Source organism: Nonomuraea sp. NPDC050227, from assembly GCF_044459705.1.
Classification (GTDB): Bacteria; Actinomycetota; Actinomycetes; order Streptosporangiales; family Streptosporangiaceae; genus Nonomuraea.
Genome location: NZ_JBITJF010000025.1, coordinates 1 through 17,413, shown reverse-complemented (window position 1 = coordinate 17,413; position 17,413 = coordinate 1). Strand labels below are relative to the sequence as shown.

15 protein-coding genes are annotated in these 17,413 nt (G+C 71.2%); 7 read left to right on the top strand and 8 right to left on the bottom strand.

Annotated elements, in window-relative coordinates; all coding sequences use genetic code 11:
* Positions 1-296 precede the first annotated feature (296 nt).
* Positions 297-1,265: a prolyl aminopeptidase gene (gene pip, locus ACIBK9_RS51695; RefSeq protein WP_397166798.1), complete on the bottom strand. Its 969-nt coding sequence runs from the start codon at positions 1,263-1,265 to the stop codon at positions 297-299.
* 93 nt (positions 1,266-1,358) lie between these two features.
* On the opposite strand from pip, the gene ACIBK9_RS51690 reads away from it, so the two are divergent.
* From ACIBK9_RS51690 to fxsT, 3 genes are all read left to right on the top strand, one after another.
* Positions 1,359-1,862, top strand: coding sequence for a MarR family winged helix-turn-helix transcriptional regulator (locus ACIBK9_RS51690; RefSeq protein WP_397166796.1), 504 nt, complete (start codon positions 1,359-1,361; stop codon positions 1,860-1,862).
* A 586-nt stretch (positions 1,863-2,448) separates the two neighbouring features.
* Positions 2,449-2,649 carry a hypothetical protein gene (locus ACIBK9_RS51685; protein WP_397166794.1) on the top strand — a complete coding sequence of 67 codons (201 nt, stop codon included), beginning with the start codon at positions 2,449-2,451 and terminating at the stop codon, positions 2,647-2,649.
* A complete protein-coding gene (fxsT, locus tag ACIBK9_RS51680) occupies positions 2,646-5,147 on the top strand; it encodes an FxSxx-COOH system tetratricopeptide repeat protein (protein ID WP_397166793.1) in 2,502 nt (833 codons plus the stop codon). Before ACIBK9_RS51685 ends, fxsT begins: the two co-directional genes overlap by 4 nt.
* Positions 5,148-5,288: 141 nt before the next feature.
* Here fxsT and ACIBK9_RS51675 read toward each other — a convergent pair whose 3' ends face one another.
* Entirely contained in the window at positions 5,289-6,758 is a 1,470-nt protein-coding gene (locus ACIBK9_RS51675; protein ID WP_397166791.1) for a phosphodiester glycosidase family protein, read from the bottom strand.
* A gap of 260 nt (positions 6,759-7,018) precedes the next feature.
* Between ACIBK9_RS51675 and trpS the strand changes: the two genes are divergently transcribed.
* Positions 7,019-7,981 carry a tryptophan--tRNA ligase gene (gene trpS / locus ACIBK9_RS51670; RefSeq protein ID WP_397166789.1) on the top strand — a complete coding sequence of 321 codons (963 nt, stop codon included), beginning with the start codon at positions 7,019-7,021 and terminating at the stop codon, positions 7,979-7,981.
* 23 nt (positions 7,982-8,004) lie between these two features.
* Here the strand turns inward: trpS and ACIBK9_RS51665 are convergent, their stop codons facing one another.
* From ACIBK9_RS51665 to ACIBK9_RS51645, 5 genes are read right to left on the bottom strand one after another with little or no spacing between them, the layout of a single operon-like run.
* Positions 8,005-8,397, bottom strand: a complete 393-nt coding sequence (locus tag ACIBK9_RS51665) for a cupin domain-containing protein (protein WP_397166787.1) — start codon at positions 8,395-8,397, stop codon at positions 8,005-8,007.
* A gap of 5 nt (positions 8,398-8,402) precedes the next feature.
* Positions 8,403-9,434 (bottom strand): P1 family peptidase, encoded by a 1,032-nt coding sequence (locus ACIBK9_RS51660; RefSeq protein WP_397166786.1) that lies wholly within the window; start codon positions 9,432-9,434, stop codon positions 8,403-8,405.
* The gene (locus ACIBK9_RS51655) at positions 9,431-11,047 is read right to left on the bottom strand and encodes a PucR family transcriptional regulator (protein WP_397166784.1); all 1,617 of its coding nucleotides are present in this window, start codon (positions 11,045-11,047) and stop codon (positions 9,431-9,433) included. Before ACIBK9_RS51655 ends, ACIBK9_RS51660 begins: the two co-directional genes overlap by 4 nt.
* Before the next feature lie 56 nt (positions 11,048-11,103).
* Entirely contained in the window at positions 11,104-12,732 is a 1,629-nt protein-coding gene (locus tag ACIBK9_RS51650) for an AMP-binding protein (RefSeq protein WP_358302998.1), read from the bottom strand.
* Positions 12,733-12,745: 13 nt separating this feature from the next.
* The gene (locus ACIBK9_RS51645) at positions 12,746-13,447 is read right to left on the bottom strand and encodes a TetR/AcrR family transcriptional regulator (protein WP_397166782.1); all 702 of its coding nucleotides are present in this window, start codon (positions 13,445-13,447) and stop codon (positions 12,746-12,748) included.
* Positions 13,448-13,502: 55 nt separating this feature from the next.
* Between ACIBK9_RS51645 and ACIBK9_RS51640 the strand changes: the two genes are divergently transcribed.
* Positions 13,503-14,951 carry an MFS transporter gene (locus tag ACIBK9_RS51640; RefSeq protein ID WP_397166781.1) on the top strand — a complete coding sequence of 483 codons (1,449 nt, stop codon included), beginning with the start codon at positions 13,503-13,505 and terminating at the stop codon, positions 14,949-14,951.
* On the opposite strand, the gene ACIBK9_RS51635 is transcribed toward ACIBK9_RS51640, so the two are convergent.
* Positions 14,948-15,655: an alternative oxidase gene (locus ACIBK9_RS51635; protein ID WP_364340483.1), complete on the bottom strand. Its 708-nt coding sequence runs from the start codon at positions 15,653-15,655 to the stop codon at positions 14,948-14,950. The genes ACIBK9_RS51640 and ACIBK9_RS51635 overlap by 4 nt on opposite strands.
* 236 nt (positions 15,656-15,891) lie before the next feature.
* Between ACIBK9_RS51635 and ACIBK9_RS51630 the strand changes: the two genes are divergently transcribed.
* Both ACIBK9_RS51630 and ACIBK9_RS51625 read left to right on the top strand, forming a co-directional pair.
* Complete coding sequence (locus tag ACIBK9_RS51630) at positions 15,892-17,172, top strand: aspartate aminotransferase family protein (RefSeq protein ID WP_397166779.1); 1,281 nt, start codon at positions 15,892-15,894, stop codon at positions 17,170-17,172.
* Positions 17,169-17,413, top strand: a 245-nt coding sequence (locus ACIBK9_RS51625) for an aldehyde dehydrogenase family protein (protein ID WP_397166777.1), incomplete at its 3' end; no start/stop codon positions are given. The genes ACIBK9_RS51630 and ACIBK9_RS51625, both read left to right, overlap by 4 nt.

The following is a 17,413-nucleotide window of genomic DNA, read 5'->3' as shown; positions in this document are numbered from 1 at the left end:
GTACTGCACTCGGGAGGGTGTGGGAGAGTAGGTCACCGCCGGACAATCTTTGGGAAGGGCTCCGACTTCGGTCGGGGCCCTTTCTGCATTTCCGGAGTAATTCAGGATGTCCGGCCGCTTGGTGTCATCCGGGGACGGTTTCGCACGCGCGTCTCGGGCCAGGCCGGCATCTGAGCCGGTCGTCGATCCTCACGTGCGGTGCGATGAGGAGAGTATTGCGGTCTGTTATCGGAAGCGACCGTCCACACCCTTGTTGTGAGCGCGCCCCGGCCATGAGGTGATGGCGGGCCGAGGGGTCAGTTCTGTTTGGGGGGTGAGAAGGTTTCGATGGCCTCGTTCAGGATCTTGCTGAAGGATTCGCTGCCGGTGTGGCCGGAGTCTGCCACCACGTGCAGGTCGGCGTCGGGCCAGGCATTGGTCAGCTCCCAGGCTGTCTGGAGAGGGCTGCCCATGTCCAGGCGGCCGTGGATCAGAGCGCCGGGGATGCCGGCCAGCCGGTGTGCGTTGCGTAGGAGCACGCCCTCTTCCAGCCAGGCGGCGTTGGCGAAGTAGTGGGCGCAGATGCGGGTCATGGCCATGATGGCGTCGTCCGGCCGGTTGCTGTAGGCGTTGGGTGTGCCGTTGGTCTCCTGGGAGATCACCGCGTCCTCCCAGGTGACCCAGTCGTGGGCGGCCTTCTCGCGTACCTTCGGGTCGGGGTCGGCCAGCAACCGCGAGTACGCCGCCAGCACCTTGAACACGTCACCGTCGCTGTCGGCGTCGGGGACGCCTTGCACGAACCGTTCTTGCGCCTCCGGGAAGAACCTGCCGACGCCCCGGTAGAGCCAGTCGATCTCGGAGCGTCGGGTCATGGTGACCGCGGGGATGACGATCTCCGACACCCGCTCGGGATGGGTCTCGGCGTAGGCCAGGATCAGCGTCGAACCCCACGAACCGCCGTACAGCAGCCACTGGTCGATGCCAAGGTGCTCGCGCAGCAGTTCCATGTCGGCGATCAGGTTGTGGGTGGTGTTGCTCGTCAGGTCCGTGGCCGGGTCGGCGGCGTGCGGGCGGCTGCGGCCGCAGTTGCGCTGGTCGAACAGGACGATGCGGAAACGGTCCGGGTCGAATCTGCGGCGGGAGCCGGTCGAACAGCCTGACCCGGGCCCGCCGTGCACGACGACCGCGGGCTTGCCGTCGGGGTTGCCGCAGACCTCCCAGTAGATGAGGTTGCCGTTGCCGACATCGAGCATGCCGTGCTCGTACGGTTCGATCGAGGGATACAAGGGGGCTCCTGCCGTTGGAGGGGTGGAGGTGCGCCACGCACTGCGCAGCCTGATGCGGGCCGGCGATTATGCCAGCGCTGTTATATTAGCACTGTGACATCTTCTGACCCCACGGCGATACCCGACCCCTGGCACTCCCTGCACGAACTCCTGGCAGCCATGGACGCTGAGATCGACCAGGTCTACCTGGAGCGTGGCCTCGACGGGGTGCGCACTCGGTTCGCCTATCCGCTCATCCGGCTCGCCCACACAGGGCCGCTGACCATTCGCGAGCTCGCGAAGTCCCTGAACCGTTCGCACTCCGCGATCAGCCAGACCGTCGCCGCCATGCGCAAGGAGGGTCTCGTCACCTCGGAGCCGGGGCCCGACGCGCGCACCCGCCGGATCGACCTGACCGAGCGCGGCCGGTCGCTGGTGCCGTTCCTGGAGGCGGAGTGGCGTGCCACCCACCAGACGGTCGCCGAGCTGGACGGCGAGCTCCCGAACGCGATGACGGCCGTGGTGGAGGAGGTACGGCGGGCGTTGGAACGCCGGTCGATGCGGCAGCGGATCCTTCATCACCTCGTCGAGCCGCCGCCGATGGGGGCACAAGGCTGAGATTCACTCGGCTGCCCGCGGGCCCGCTGGGGTGTCTCGGTCGCCATCCGGCTGGATGAAGCGGATGGAAAGCCGGCGGGGCCGGAGCGGACGGGGTGGCGGGGTGGCAAGGAAGCTGGTGGCGGGTCGTCGGGGTTGAGCGGCGGCACGAGTCTGGGGCCGGTGATCGGTGATGTTGTGCGCCGGATGGCCGTTCGGCAAGGTCAGGGGTTGTTCATGGTCCTGATAATCTCGCTGGGATACTGAACGTAATCGGGTAACTCTAATAGAGTGACCGCTTCTCCCCCTTCCAGGCAGTCAGCGCGCCGTAGCCGTCGGCTGCTGGCGTGGACGTTCGCGTCGATCTCCGTCGGGTTGGTGGCCGCGGGGGTCGTGGGGTTCTTCGCCGAGCCGTTACAGCTGGAGATGCTGGACAAGCGGGCCAGCGTCGTCAGCATGTTCGTGGGGGTCGCGGGGTTGTTCATCGCCGGGGTCGGGTTGTGGGCGCAGCTTCGAGCGGCCATGGCGCCCACCGGCGGCGGTGAGAGCGGTCCGGAGAGCGAGGGGGCCGGGCGGGCTGGTGCCGGTTCTGATGGCTCGGGGCCCGATGAGGCTGGTCAGGATGCTGTCGGTACGGGTGCCGGTGCGGATGGGCCCGGTGGCGGGCGCGATGGTGGGCCGGGTGGCGTTGGCGATGGTGGCGGTCGTGGTGGGGCCGTCGGTGGTGCTGCTGCTGGTGGGGCAGTCGAGAGGGCTGAGGGGCAGCGGTCGATCGTGGTCGGGCGGCAGGAGTCCGGGCTGGCCATGACCGGGGACAGGTCCACGGCGGTGACCGGGGGGCATGTCGAGGTCATCGGGGACGTGCATCTGCCGTCGCGGCCCCGGGTGGCGACGCGGCCCGTGCAGCTGGCGCCGCGACCGCCGCAGCTCGTCGGGCGGGACGAGGTCGTGGTGGAGCTGCGCGAGCGGCTGCTGGCCAGCCAGGTGCGGCCTGCGGTGGTGGCCGTGCACGGGCTCGGCGGCGTGGGCAAGACCAGTCTCGCGCTGGAGTACGCCTATCGCCATCAGCACGACTACGAGCTCGTCTGGCAGTTGCCGGCGGCCGATCCTGCGGTGTTGTCGGCGGCGTTCGCCCGGTTGGCGGCTCTCATGGGCTTACGGGAGCTGGGCGCGGACGCGGCGGACCCGGTCGACCAGGTGCACGCCGCGCTGGCGGCGCGTACCGAACCATGGTTGTTGATCTTCGACAACGTGCCGGAGGCCGAGGCGGTGCGAGCCGTGTTGCCGCCGGCGGGGCCGGGGCACGTGCTGATCACGAGCCGGTCCGGGAGCTGGCCGCGGGATCGTGGGCTGGAGCTGCCGGTGCTCGACCTGGAGTCGGCGGCGCTGCTGATGCTGGCGAGCACGGGGCAGGACGACACCGTCGCGGCGGCGGCCGTGGTGGCGGAGCTCGGCGCGCTGCCGCTGGCGCTGGAGCAGGCCGCGGCCTACATGTCGGAGACGGGACTGGAGCTGTCGGAGTACCTGGATCTGCTGCATCACCAGCGTGCCGAGTTGCTGGCGCAGGGGCAGGCGTGGGGGTATCGCGAGCGGGTGGCCACCACGTGGCAGTTCGCGTTCCGGCGGCTGGCCAGGACGAGTCCGCAGGCCATCGCGTTGCTGCGGCTGCTGTCCTGCTACGCGCACGAGGCGATCCCGTACCATCTGCTGCTCTCGCCGCTGGCGCGGTGGGCGCCGCGGGAGCTGTTCCGGGCGGACGTGCAGCGGCGGCGGGCCTACGGGCGGATCCCCGGGCCGCGCACGCGCGTGCTGCGTGACGTGCATCCCAGCGTGTTGCTGATGATGCGGGCGCTGCCGCGGGACACGCTGAGGATCAACGCGGCGCTGAGCGCGTTGCGGGGGCACAGCCTGATCGGTCCGCCCGTGGACGGGACGGTCACGGTGCACCGGCTGGTGCAGGCCGTCACGCTCGACCAGCTTCCGCTGCGCGCGCAGCGCCGTTGGCGGGAGGTGGCGGCGGTGCTGGTGGAGGCCGTGCTGCCCGACAATCCGGGGCAGAAGGCGCGATGGGCGCGGTACGCCAGGCTGCTGCCGCACATCCGGACGGTGCTCGGGCCGACGTCGCCCGGCATGGACAAGACGGCCCAGTATCTGGGGGCCAGCGGCGACTACCGTACGGCGAAGTCGTTGTTCCAGGAGATCGCCGACGCGCTCGCGGCGGCGCTCGGCCCTGAGGAGGTCGCCACGCTGACGGCCCGGCACGAGCTGGCGCTCTGGACGGGCGAGGCGGGCGACCCGGCGGCGGCGCGTGACCAGTACCTGGAGCTGCTGCCCGTCTACGAACGGGTGCTCGGCCCCGAACACCCGCACACCCTGACCACCCGGCACAACCTGGCCCAGTGGACGGGACGAGCCGGCGATCCGGTGGCCGCCCGTGACCAGTACGCGGCGCTGCTGCCCGTCCGGCAGTGGGTGTCGGGCCCCGAGCATCCGGACACCCTGACCACGCAGGCCAACCTGGCTCAGTGGACCGGGCAGGCCGGGGACGCGGCCGCGGCCCGTGACCAGTACGCGGCGCTGCTGCCGGTACGGGAGCGGGTGCAGGGGCCCGAGCATCCCTCGACGCTGATCAACCGGCACGAGCTGGCCCGGTGGACCGGCGAGCTGGGGGACGCGCTGGCCGCCCGCGACCAGTACGCGGCGTTGCTCCTGGTACGGGAGCGGGTGTCGGGACCGCATCATCCGGACACGTTGACGGTCCGGCACGAGCTGGCGCGGTGGACGGGGGAGCTGGGGGAGGCGGTCGCGGCGCGGGATCAGTTCGCGGCGTTGGTGCCGATACGGGAGCGGGTGCAGGGGCCCGAGCATCCGGACACGCTCACCGCCAGGGCCAGCCTGGCCCAGTGGACGGGGAAGGCGGGGGACGCGGCGGCCGCCCGCGACCTGTACGCGGCGCTGCTCCCCGTTCGGGCGCGCATTCTCGGGTCCGACCATCCGGACACGTTGACGATCCGGCACGAGTTGGCGCGGTGGACGGGGGAGTTGGGGGAGGCGGCCGCGGCGCGGGATCAGTATGCGGCGTTGGTGCCGGTACGGGAGCGGGTGCAGGGGGCCGAGCATCCGGACACCCTGACCGCCAGGGCCAACCTCGCATACTGGACGGGGATGGCGGGGGACGCGGCGGGGGCTCGCGATCTCTGCGCGGCGCTGTTGCCGGTCCGGGCTCGCGTGCTGGGGGCCGGGCATCGGGCCACGGTGACGACCAGGGAACAACTCGCCCACTGGACGGCCCATGCCCGCCCGTGAAGTCCGGGCCAGGAGACGAGGCCCGCCCGCCTATGGGGGGTGGGGTGGGATGCCCGGCGGGATCGGGGCCGCGGCCGTGGGGTGGTGCTTGGCGGGGAAGCCGGGGCGGAGGGGGCGAGCCTGCCCCTCGCGCCCCGGCGGCTACTGGGGAAGGACGAGGAGGGCGTCGCCGACGCCGCGCTCCACGCCGTCCGATGGCCGGTTGACCAGCTTGTTCGACACCACCATCGCGGTCGAGCCGCCGCCGTCCAGGTTGATGGCCTGGATCGCGCCGAGCCAGCGCATGAACTGGGCGGCCTCGTGGAAGTTGGCGCCGATGGTCACGCCGGGCTGGCGGCCGTCGATGGTGGCCAGGATGAGGCTGCCGTTCCTGGTGACGCCAAGGAGGGTGCGCGGGTGGCGGCGCAGGATCATGTTCACGGAGTCGTGGCCGTCGCGCTTGGCGGTGATCTTCACGTGGCCGTTGCGCACCAGGCCGACGCCGCCGGCGATGACGTTCAGGTCGGGGGTCAGCTTGAGTGCCTTGCGGGTGCGCAGGTCGGTGACCTTCGTGTCGATCTTGACCGTCCAGCCCTCCCAGGCGTGCTCGTCGAGCCATTCGGCGGCGCCGCCCTGGCCGTGCAGCACCCGGGTGCCCTTGGCCACGGCGGCGCCGCTCGCGCGTACGGTGACCGCCTTGCCGTTGGCGTCGAGGACGACGTCGGTGCCGCCGGTCGGCGTCTTGGCGCCGTACTCCTCGGTGTAGAGCACGGCCTCGTCCGTGGCGGCGGCGCGGTTGACGCCGTTGACGACGAGCTTGTCGCCGTCCTGGGAGACGGCGGTGACGGCGGTCTTCAGCTCGGTGATGCGCACGCTGCGGCCCTGGAGCACCACGGCGGAGCGGCCCGGCACGGCCTCGCTGAGCAGCCGGCCGGCCACCACGGAGGCGCCGACGGGCTCGCCGCGCAGGTTCTTGGCGGTGTGGATGTTGAAGAAGCCGCCGTTGACGCCGACCACCGCGTTGCGCGCCTTGGCCATCGAGGAGACCGTCTCGCGCGCGGCGACGCTGGCGCCGAGGGAGGCGGCGTACGAGCCGCGGAACGTCCGGGAGTCGATCATGACGACCTTGGCGTCCCAGGGGCCGGTGGTCTTGAGGCCGTCGTCGCCGAGGTAGTCGACCTTGACCTTCAGCCCGGCTTCCTTGAGCGCCTTGGCGGTCTCGTCGGCCTTCGCCTTGTCCTTGAAGGACCACAGGCCCACGCGGACCATGTAGACGGTCTGGGAGGGCGCGTCGGCCACGCTCGGCCGGACCACCTTCTGCAGGCTCGGCGCCTCCCCGGCCGCCTCGACCTCGGCGACCTTGGCCTGGGCGGTCTCCAGCGCGCCGTAGTCGCGGCCGCTCGGCATGAGCACGGTCACCGTGTAGCCGTCGGTGGAGCTGCCCGCCTTCACGTCGTACAGGTCGATGCCCTGCGTCACGGCGGTCAGCGTCTTGGTGGCGGCAGGCCGGGCGCCCAGCGGGAAACTGGCCGACGGAAACTTCACCGCGAGCTGCGCCGCCGAGGCGGGCAGCGTGGTGACGGTGATCGTGGCGGCTATGGCCAGGCCGCCGGCGAGGGTGCGTCGAGACATGAACTCTCCAGAGGGCGGAAAAGGGACCGAACCATCCTGACGAGATCAAGGTCCCGGAGTCAGCCGAACGCGCCAAACTGCTCAAGAGGTTACGAGATTGACACCCAGCCCAGATAACATTGAGCTATGACCCGTATCAGCATGTGGTGGCGGCCGGCAGACGGCCGCTGATTCCCCATGCTGGGCCGTCCTGGTGGCGGCCCTTTTCCGTGCGTGCGGGCTCCCCTCAGGCGGCGGCACACCTGAAGGAGAGACCCATCGTGAACGACGTCGTCCTGACCGGCGACCGTCCGACCGGACGCCTGCATCTGGGCCACTATTTCGGCACCCTCGCCAACCGGGTGGAGCTGCAGGACCGTTACCGGACGTACGTGCTGATCGCCGACTACCAGGTGATCACCGACCGCGACCTGCCCGGCGAGATCCAGCGCAACATCACCGAGGTGCTCCTCGACTATCTGGCCGTCGGCCTCGACCCGGGCAAGGTCACGATCTTCCAGCACAGCGCGATCCCGGAGCTGAACCAGCTCCTGCTGCCGTTCCTGAGCCTGGTGTCGGTGGCGGAGCTGAGCCGCAACCCGACGGTGAAGGACGAGATCGCGCACAGCGCCCGGCGCGCGGTGAGCGGCCTGCTGTTCACCTATCCGGTGCACCAGGCCGCCGACATCCTGTTCTGCAAGGGCACGCTGGTGCCCGTGGGCCGCGACCAGCTTCCGCACGTTGAGGTGGCGCGGCTGGTCGCGCGGCGCTTCAACGAGCGGTACGGCGAGGTGTTCCCGCTGCCCGAGGCCATGTTGGGCGAGCGTCCGCTGCTCATGGGCCTGGACGGCGGCAAGATGAGCAAGAGCCGCGGCAACGCCATCGCCCTGGCGGCCACCGAGGACGAGACCGCCGCCCTCATCCGCAAGGCCCGCACCGACTCCGACCGCCTGATCACCTTCGACGAGGTGCACCGGCCCGGCGTGGCGAACCTGCTCACGCTGGCCGGGCTCTGCCTCGGCCGCCCGCCCCGGGAGATCGCCGACGAGATCGGCGACGGCGGGGCCGCCGCGCTCAAGGCGCTGACCACCGAGGCGGTCAACGAGTTCCTGCGCCCGATCAGGCGGCGGCGGCGTGAGCACACCGAGGCCGACGTGCGTCAGGTGCTGGCGCAGGGCAACGAGCGGGCCCGGGAGCGGGCGGTCCGCACGCTGGCGGAGGTGCGCGCGGCGATGGGGTTCTAGCGGGGTCGCCCGGACTGTCCGGACTACTCGGATTGCTTGGACTGTCGGGACTGGTACACCTTGCGCAGCGTCTCGTGCACGATCCACGTCGTGCGCGCGCCCTCGGCCAGCAGGCACACGTCGCCGGGGCCGACCTCGATGGTGGTGCCGCCCTCGACGGCGATCGTGGCGCGGCCGGACAGCACCACGAAGATCTCGTCGGTCTCGACGTCGGTGACGACGCCCGGGGTGATCTCCCAGATGCCCCTGCCGTCTCCGAGCTCCAGCGACGACGTGGCCGGGTCGCCGGCGACGATCTGCTCGGGGTCGAGCTCGTCGGGGGTCAGTCGCACGTCGTGCACGGGCACGGCGAACGCGCCGGCGGTCGCGATCATGCGGCCGAGGTCTTCGAGGTCGGGCATCAGGACATCAGACATGTTGCTCATTTCACCAGGTCGGCGAGGCGGGCGCCGTCGAGTGCGTAGGCGGTGAAGCCGTTCGCGCCGGTCATCGTATCGGCGGCGACCAGCGCGTTGACGATGGCCTCCTCCGTGGCCTCGATCGCGGCGTGGAAGAGCGGGTCGAGACGGGCGTCGGCCAGCACGCGCACCTCAAACACGCCGGAGCCCTTGTCGTCGAGGGCGTTGGAGGGCAGGCCGCGGTTGCCGGTGGCGAAGCAGACGAAGCCGTCGCCGCTGCTGCTCTCGCCGGCGCCGCCCGTCCTGGCCACGCCGAGCCCGGCGCGCTGGGCGAGCTTGCGGCACTGGTGGGGGAGGAGCGGCGCGTCCGTGGCGACCACGGCGATGATCGATCCCGCGCCCTCGGGGCCGCCGGGGCGGGGCACGTCGTCCATGACGATCGGGCGGCCGTTGACGGTGAGCCGGTCGCGGCTGCCGTGGTTGGCCTGCACGAGCACGCCGACCGTGTAATCGCCGGTCACGCGGGACGCGGTGCCGATGCCGCCCTTGAAGCCGTGGCAGATCATGCCGGTGCCGCCGCCGACCGACCCCTCGGGCACCGGGCCCGCCGAGGCGCCGTGGTAGGCCCCTTCGACGTGCTCCTGGCGGACGTGCCGGGCGTCGATGTCGTTGAGCCGGCCGTCCCAGGTCTCGGCGACCACCGGCAGCGACCACGCGCTCCCGCCCCGGCCGCCGATCTCCAGGGAGACCAGCGCGTCGCGCACCACGCCGACGGAGAAGGTGTTGGTCAGCCCGATCGGCGAGTGCAGCAGGCCGAAGTCGTCCAGGTAGGGCAGGCCGGTCATCTCGCCGTTGCCGTTGAGCCAGTGGTAGCCGGCGTAGACGGGGGAGTCGTAGGCCGGGCCGGGGCCGGGGCGGACGACGGTGACCCCCGTACGGGCGGTGCCCTCGGTCAGCGTGGTGTGGCCGACGAGCACGCCGGGCACGTCGGTGATCGCGTTCAGCGGACCGGGGACGCCGGTGCCGACGACGATGCCGTGATCACGAGCTCTCAACGGTTCTCCCTGCGGAACGACTCCAGCGCCAGCAGCGCGACGTGCAGTGACAGGCATGACTCGACGTCGTCGAGGTCGGTGTCGAGGATGCGTTCGAGGCGGCGCAGGCGGTCGTAGAAGGCGGGCCTGGACAGGTGGGCCTTCTGGGCGGCCACGGCCTTGTTGCGGCCCGCGTCGAGGTAGGTGCGCAGGATCCGGGTGAGGTCGCCGCCGCGCTGGGCGTCGTGCGCCAGCAGCGGGCCCAGCTCACGCTCGGCGAACGTCTGCAGCCGCGCGTCGTCGCGCAGCAGGTGGAGCAGGCCGCGCAGGCGCAGGTCGGGCAGGCGGTAGAAGGCGCGGCCGTCCGGCTGGCGCACGGCCACGTCGGCGACCTGCTCGGCTTCGAGGAAGCTGCGCCGTACGTCCCGGATGGACTCCACCACCGACCCCGCGGCCAGCACGAACGCCGAGCCGGGCCGCCACAGCATGCGCAGCCGCTCGGCGAGCGCGGTCAGCGCGGGCTCGGCGCCGGTACGCGGCGGAAGCGGCAGCAGGACGCCGACCCGCTCCTGGTCGAGCGCGCCCACCAGAGCGGGCAGGCGGGCGTCGCGGCAGGCGGCGGCGGTGGCCTCGGCCAGCTCGCCGAGCTGTGCCTGGCCGTCGAGCGCCTGGTCGACGGGCTCGGTCGGCCTGATGACGACGCTGATCAGCTTGCGCCCGGTCAGCGGCACGCCGACCGCGCGGGCGCGGGCGGCGGCCTCGTCGGGGTCGGCGTAGGCGTGGGTCAGGATGCCGGTGATGATCGTGCCGTGGGCCTGGCGTTCCAGGGACTCCTGGTGGCGTTCGAGCAGGCGGCCGAGGGCGAGGGTGGTGGCGGCGCGTTCGGCCATCACCATCTCGCGTGGGGTCGGCGGCGTCTCGCAGATGAGGATCAGCCGCCCCCAGTCCTGGCCGCGCGCACCGACGGTGGTGACCAGCCAGCCGGAGGCGGGGTCGTAGGCCGTGCGCTCGGCCGGGGCCACGCCGCGCGACCTGGTCTCCCAGCCGGCCAGCAGCGCGCCGGCGTCGCGGCCCGCGGACTCGCAGGCCAGCACCTGGTGGGCGAGGTTCTCCAGCAGCACCGGACGGCCGGACAGCCGGGCGACCTGGGTGAGCACCTCGGCGGGCGAGGCGCCCTCGACCGACAGCTCGGTGAACACCTCGTGCAACTGCTCGGAGGCGCGCAGCTCCTCAAGCTGGATGTCGATGATCCGGGCGTGCACGGACTCGGTGATCTGCACGAACGGCGTCTCGCGGGCCAGCACGATGACCGGCAGCCCGTGCTCCTCGGCCGACTTGACCACCGCCCGCGGCAGCTCGCGCAGGAACCTGCGGCCGAGCTCCACGATCAGCCCGGAGGCGCCCACGGAGGCGAGCTCGCCCACGTAGTCGGCGAGCTTCTCAGGGTCGTCGGGCAGCGCGACGCCCGTGGTGAGCACCAGCTCGCCGCCGCGCAGCAGATGGGCGATGTCGGCGATCTCGCCGACGTGCACCCACCGCACCTTGGTGTCGAGCCGGTCGGCGCCCGCGACCACGCGCGGGCCGCCCCGGCGCACGGTCTCCAGGGCGAGGACGTCGGCAATGGTGGGCAGCACGGGGCGAGCCTAGCCGATCAATCTGTAAGAACGGTCATACAGCCATATACACACTGTCACAGATTGAACTCCTCCTCGCGGTACTCACCTCGGGGTTCGCGCACCCGCAACTCCACCCGCCGGATCTTGCCCGAGATCGTCTTGGGCAGCTCGGCGAACTCCAGCCGGCGCACCCGCTTGTACGGCGCCAGCTCCCGGCGGCAGTGCTCGAAGATCGACCGCGCGGTGTCGGCGCCGGCCTCGAACCCGGGGGCCAGCATCACGTACGCCTTCGGCACCGCCAGGCGCACCGGGTCGGGGGCGGGCACGACGGCGGCCTCGGCCACCGCGGGATGCTCCAGCAGCACGCTCTCCAGCTCGAACGGCGAGATGCGGTAGTCGGAGGCCTTGAAGACGTCGTCGGTCCGGCCGACGTAGGTGATGTAGCCGTCCTGGTCGCGGGTGGCGACGTCGCCGGTGTGGTAGAAACCGTCGCGCATGGCCTCGGCGGAGCCGCCGACGTACCCGGCCATCAGGCCCAGGGGGCGGGGGTCGAGCGGCAGGCAGATCTCGCCGTCGTCGCCGGGCTCGCCGGTGACGGGGTCGATGAGCACGATGTCGTAGCCGGGCAGCGGGCGTCCCATCGATCCGGGCTTGACCGGCTCGTCCGGTACGTTGCCGATCTGGGCGGTGGTCTCGGTCTGGCCGTAGCCGTCGCGGATGGTGATGCCCCACGCCTTGGCGACCTGGTCGATGATCTCCGGGTTGAGCGGCTCGCCCGCGGCCACGGCCGTGCGCAACGGCAGCTTCCAGGCCGCCAGGTCCTCCTGGATGAGCATCCGCCACACGGTCGGGGGCGCGCAGAAGGTGGTGACCCGCTCGTCGCGCAGCACCTCCAGCAGCGCGCGGGCGGCGAAGCGCTCGTAGTTGTGGATGAGCACGGTCGCCCCGGCGTTCCAGGGGGCGAACACGTTGCTCCAGGCGTGCTTGGCCCAGCCGGGGGAGGAGACGTTGAGGTGCACGTCGCCGGGGCGCAGGCCGATCCAGAACATCGTGGACAGGTGGCCGGCCGGGTAGGAGGCGTGGGTGTGCTCGACCAGCTTGGGGCGGGAGGTCGTGCCGGAGGTGAAGTAGAGCAGCAGGGGGTCGCCGGCCAGGGTGGGGGCGTCGGGGGTGAAACGTTCGTGGGCGTCGTACGCCTCGTGGTACGGCAGCCACCCGTACGCGTCGCCGACCGCGATCCTGGTGAACTCGCCGGCGCCGAACTTACCCGCGTCGGCGGCGTTGGCGATCACGTGGGCGACCTGGCCGCGGTCGAGGCGTTCGCCGATGTCCTTGGCCGTCAGCAGGGTCGTGGCCGGGATGACCACCGCCCCGAGCTTCATGGCCGCCAGCAGGGACTCCCACAGCTCGGTCTGGTTGCCCAGCATGAGCAGGACGCGGTCGCCCCGGCGCACGCCCTGCTCGTGCAGCCAGTTGGCGACCTGGTTGGAGCGGGCCGACAACTCGGCGAAGGTGTGGGAGACCCGGCTGCCGGGGTTCACGATGGTCAGGGCCGCGGCCTGCGGGGTCTCGGCGGCCAGCACCCCGTCGAACCAGTCGAGCGCCCAGTTGAACCGCTCGGCCCGCGGCCAGCGGAAGTCGCGTCGGGCCGTGGGGTAGTCGGCGCTCAGGAGAAGATCGCGGGCGGCGCGGAAATCGCTCATGCCCCGGATCCTGCTACGTCGCCAGCCGCCGCTCAAGGCCGTCGAGCACCGACACGAGCCCGAAGTCGAACGCCGTGGCCCGGAGCACCTGCGGATCCTGGTACGCCCCCATGGCCATGCTCTCCAGCATGTCGGGGAAGTCGGCCGCGGCCTTGGCGACCATGCCGCGCATCTCCTCGGCGTCGTAGTCGGAGTCCTTCGCGGTGGCGTCCCAGGCGATCTCGGGCAGGGTCATGCCGTAGACGAAGGCGGTGACGGCGGCCACGGCGTAGTCGACGTCGAGGCCCTGGAAGCCGGCCGCCCTGAAGATCCTGCGCATCCGGTCGGAGGCCGACAGGGCGTGCGGGCCGAGCGCGGGCACCCGGCCGAGAAGGTCGGCCGACCACGGGTGCTGCCGCATTACCGCGCGCATGCCGTAGGCCATGGCGGAGGCGGCGTCGCGCCAGCCCACCTCCTCGGCGTCGGGGACGGTCATCTCGGCCCAGACCTGGTCGTAGGCCAGTTCGAGCAGCTCGTCCTTGTTGGCGACGTACCAGTAGAGGCTGGTGGCGCCGGCGCCCAGCTTCGCGCCGAGCTTGCGCATGCTCAGCCCGGCCATCCCCTCCTGGTCGAGCAGCTCCAGCGCGGCCCGGACGATCTCCTCGCGGCTGCGGCCCGGGGCGGCGGCCTTGCGGGGCTCGCGGAACCAGACAGAGGTGAACTGCTTGCCGGTCATGCTCCCAGGATAAATGCTCTCGCACAGTGTGCGAGAGTTGTCGTACGCTGTGCGAGTGACCTCGAACGCTGTACGAGACCCCCGTCGCTGGTGGGTCCTTGTCGTGCTCTGCCTCTCGCTGCTGGTCCTCACGGTGGACGGAACCGTGCTGAACCTGGCGATCCCGTCCCTGATCGAGGAGCTGGGCGCGACGCCGTCCGACATCCAGTGGATCCTCGACGCCTACGTGCTGGTCTTCGCCGGCCTGCTGCTGACCGCGGGAAGCCTGTCCGACCGGTACGGCCGCCGCCGCTTCCTCGTCATCGGCCTGGCCTTCTTCGGCGGCGCGTCGCTGCTGGCCGTGCTGGCCGCCGAGCCCTGGCAGGTGATCGGCGCGCGGGCCCTGATGGGGGTCGGCGGCTCGATCCTGATGCCCTCGACGCTGTCCATCCTCATGACCGTCTTCGAGGAGGACGAGCGGCGCAAGGCCATGGCCATCTGGGGAAGCGTGGCGATGCTCGGCGTGATCGCCGGCCCGACGCTGGGCGGCTTCCTGCTGGAGCACTACTGGTGGGGCTCGGTCTTCCTGCTCAACATCCCGATCGCCGCGCTGGCCATCGTGGCCGCGTTCGTGCTGATGCCCGAGACCCGCAGCACCGGGCGGCGGATCGACCCGGTGGGCGTGGTGCTCTCGATCGTCGGCCTGACCTCGGCCGTCTACGTGATCATCGAACGCGAGTGGAACATCGCCCTCATCGCGGTGGCGGTGGTCGCACTGGCCGCGTTCGTCGTCTGGGAGCGGCGGGCCGAGCACCCGATGCTGCCGCTGCAGCTGTTCCGCAACCGCAACTTCAGCGGCGCGTCCTTCTCGATCCTGCTGATGTCGTTCGGCGCGGGCGCCGTGATGCTCATGCTGACCCAGTACCTGCAGTTCGTGCTGGGCTACGGCGAGCTCCAGGCGGGCCTGGCCATGCTGCCCCAGGCGGTGGCGGCCGTCGTGTTCAACGGCGTCGGCGCGGCGCTGGGCAAGAAGGTGTCCAACCGGGTGCTGATCTCGGCCGGGCTGCTGATCATGGCCGTCGGGTTCGTCGTGATGGCGCTCACCACCGGCTACCTGCCGCTGATGGGCGGGCTGGTGCTGATGGGGGCGGGAGCCGGCCTGGCCGGTCCCTCCGCCTACGCCTCGCTGATGGGGGCCATCCCGCTGGAGCACGCGGGCGTCGGCTCCGCGCTCAACGACACCGTGCAGCAGGTGGGCCTGGCCATGAGCATCGCCGTGCTCGGCAGCGTGCTGGCCGGCGTCTACACCGCGGAGATGCCGCTCGACGCGCCCGCGGCGGCCCGCGAGTCGATCGGGGTCGCCGAACAGGTCGGGCTCGGCGAGGTCGCCGACCGGGCCTTCACCGTGGCCGTGCACTTCGGCTCGTGGGTCGGGGCCGGGTTCAGCGTCGCCGCCGCGCTGCTCGCGCTGGCCGTGCTGCGCCCGGCCGCGCCCGTCGCGGCTCCCGAACCGGCCAAGGTCTAGCGGACGCGGGGCTCACGCATGCTCTCCAGGCTGTCGAGCTTGTGCGTGCGCTCGTCGTGGCCGATCTGCCGGAGCAGGTCGGCCACCGAGCGGTAGCGGCCGTACTCGTCGGCGTACGTGCCGGGGTCGGGCACGAAGTCCAGGTCGGGGTTCTCGGCCACGAACGTCATGTACTCGTGCTCGGCGTGGTCCTCGAACTCGGCGTTGAGCCGGTAGCTCCAGTCCGGCCGGACCACGAACAGCACCCAGGACACGTGGTAGTAGAAGAACGCGATCAGCCACGGCGCCGCCTTGTGCAGCAGCCAGTTCTGCCGCTGCCCGGCGCGCTGCACCAGGTCCTGCATGATCAGCAGGTGCCACTGCTCGTTGTCCTGGTCGGCGCGGGCCTCGACGATGCGCTCGAAGACCCTCCTGGCCAGGGCCGACCGTCCGGCGTGCCGGTGGACGGCCCAGTAGCCCATCCGCTCCCACGCCTGGTACGGCACCCGCGCGATGATCTCCAGCATGGCGAACTTCGTGTAGGAGCCCTTCCTGCCGTACATGAGGTCGACGGGCTTGAACATCATCCGGGCCAGCAGGCTGTAGTCCATCCGCGGGGTGTCCAGGGTGTCCTGCTGGGCGCGGCGGAGCTGGTCGCGGTCGAGCTTGGGCGGCCCGGCGGGCGCCTCGGGGCGCCCGGGGCGCAGGTCGATGGTGACGGTCATCTTCGGTCTCCTCGGTTCGTCGATGGTCCGATGGTGGCCGAGCAAGGCCCGCCGGGTCGTCGCCCGCCAGTGGTCAATCGCGATGCCTCTGGCGGCGTACCGAGGGGCCGGCGCGTACGCCCGTAGGCGCACGGGTGATCCCCTAGGGGGAGGACTTACAGTTTGTAAGGGGATTTGACCCCCCGCCGACAGCCTGCCGCTGCCAGGAAGCCCGGGGGAACGGGATACTCGGTAGCATGTCGGAGCTTCTCGCGCGCCACCGGGCAGTGATGCCGAACTGGCTGGCCCTCAACTACAACGAGCCCATCGAGATCGTCAGCGGCAAGGGCAATCGTGTCATCGACGCCGATGGCAAGAGCTACCTGGACTTCTTCGCCGGGATCCTGACCAACATGATCGGGTACGACGTGCCCGAGGTGCGGGACGCCGTCGAGCGCCAGCTCGCCACGGGCGTGGTGCACACCAGCACCGTCTACCTGCTGCGCGGCCAGGTCGAGCTCGCCGAGAAGATCGCCCGGCTCTCCGGCATCCCCGACGCCAAGGTGTTCTTCACCAACTCCGGGACGGAGGCCAACGAGACCGCCCTCCTCCTCGCGACCTACGCCCGCAGGACCGACCAGGTGCTCGCCATGCGGCAGAGCTACCACGGGCGCAGCTTCGGCGCGGTCAGCGTCACCTCCAACCGGGCGTGGAAGAACAACTCGCTCTCCCCGCTCAACGTGCACTTCCTGCACGGCGCCGACCGGCACCTCACCCAGTTCAAGGGCCTGTCCGACGCCGACTACATCAAGGCGTGCGTGGACGACCTGCGCCACGTGCTGGCCACCTCGGTCTCCAACGACGTGGCGGCGCTGATCGCCGAGCCGATCCAGGGCGTGGGCGGCTTCACCATGGCCCCCGACGGGCTGTTCGCCGCCTACAAGGAGGTCCTGGACGAGCAGGGCATCCTGCTCATCTCCGACGAGGTGCAGACCGGCTGGGGCCGTACGGGCAGCGCGTTCTTCGGCATCCAGAACCACGGCGTGACCCCCGACATGATCACGTTCGCCAAGGGCCTGGGCAACGGCTTCGCGGTCGGCGGCATCGTCGCCCGCGGCGACCTGATGGACGCCCCGCACGCCGTGGGCCTGTCCACCTTCGGCGGCAACCCCATCTCCATGGCCGCCGCGAACGCCACCCTCGACTACGTCCTCGACCACGACCTCCAGGCCAACGCGGCGCGGACCGGCGACATCATCATCGGCGGCCTCAAGGAGGCGGCCGAGCGCCTGCCGATCGTCAAGGACGTGCGCGGCAAGGGCCTGATGTTCGCCGTCGAGCTGGAGAGCCCCGCTCAGGCCGTCCGCTTCATGGAGGAGACCAAGAAGGCGGGCCTGCTCGCCGGCAAGGGCGGCCTGTACGGCACCGCCATCCGCATGGCCCCGCCCCTCACCCTCACGGTGGAGGAGGCCGCCGAGGGCCTGGGGATCATCGTCAACGCACTCGAAGTCATCAACGCAGAGGCAGCAGCTCAGTGAAGTCGGTCAAGCACTGGATCAACGGATCTCCGGTCGACGGCGACAGCCGCACGGCGGAGATCTTCAACCCGGCGACCGGGGAGGTCAGCGGCCACGTGCGGCTGGCCTCGGCCGCCGACGTCGACGCCGCGGTCGCCGCGGCGGTCGCGGCCTTCCCGGCGTGGCGGGACTCCTCGCTGATCAAGCGCGGCCGGGTCCTGTTCCGGTTCCGTGAGCTGATGTACGCCCATCGTGACGAGCT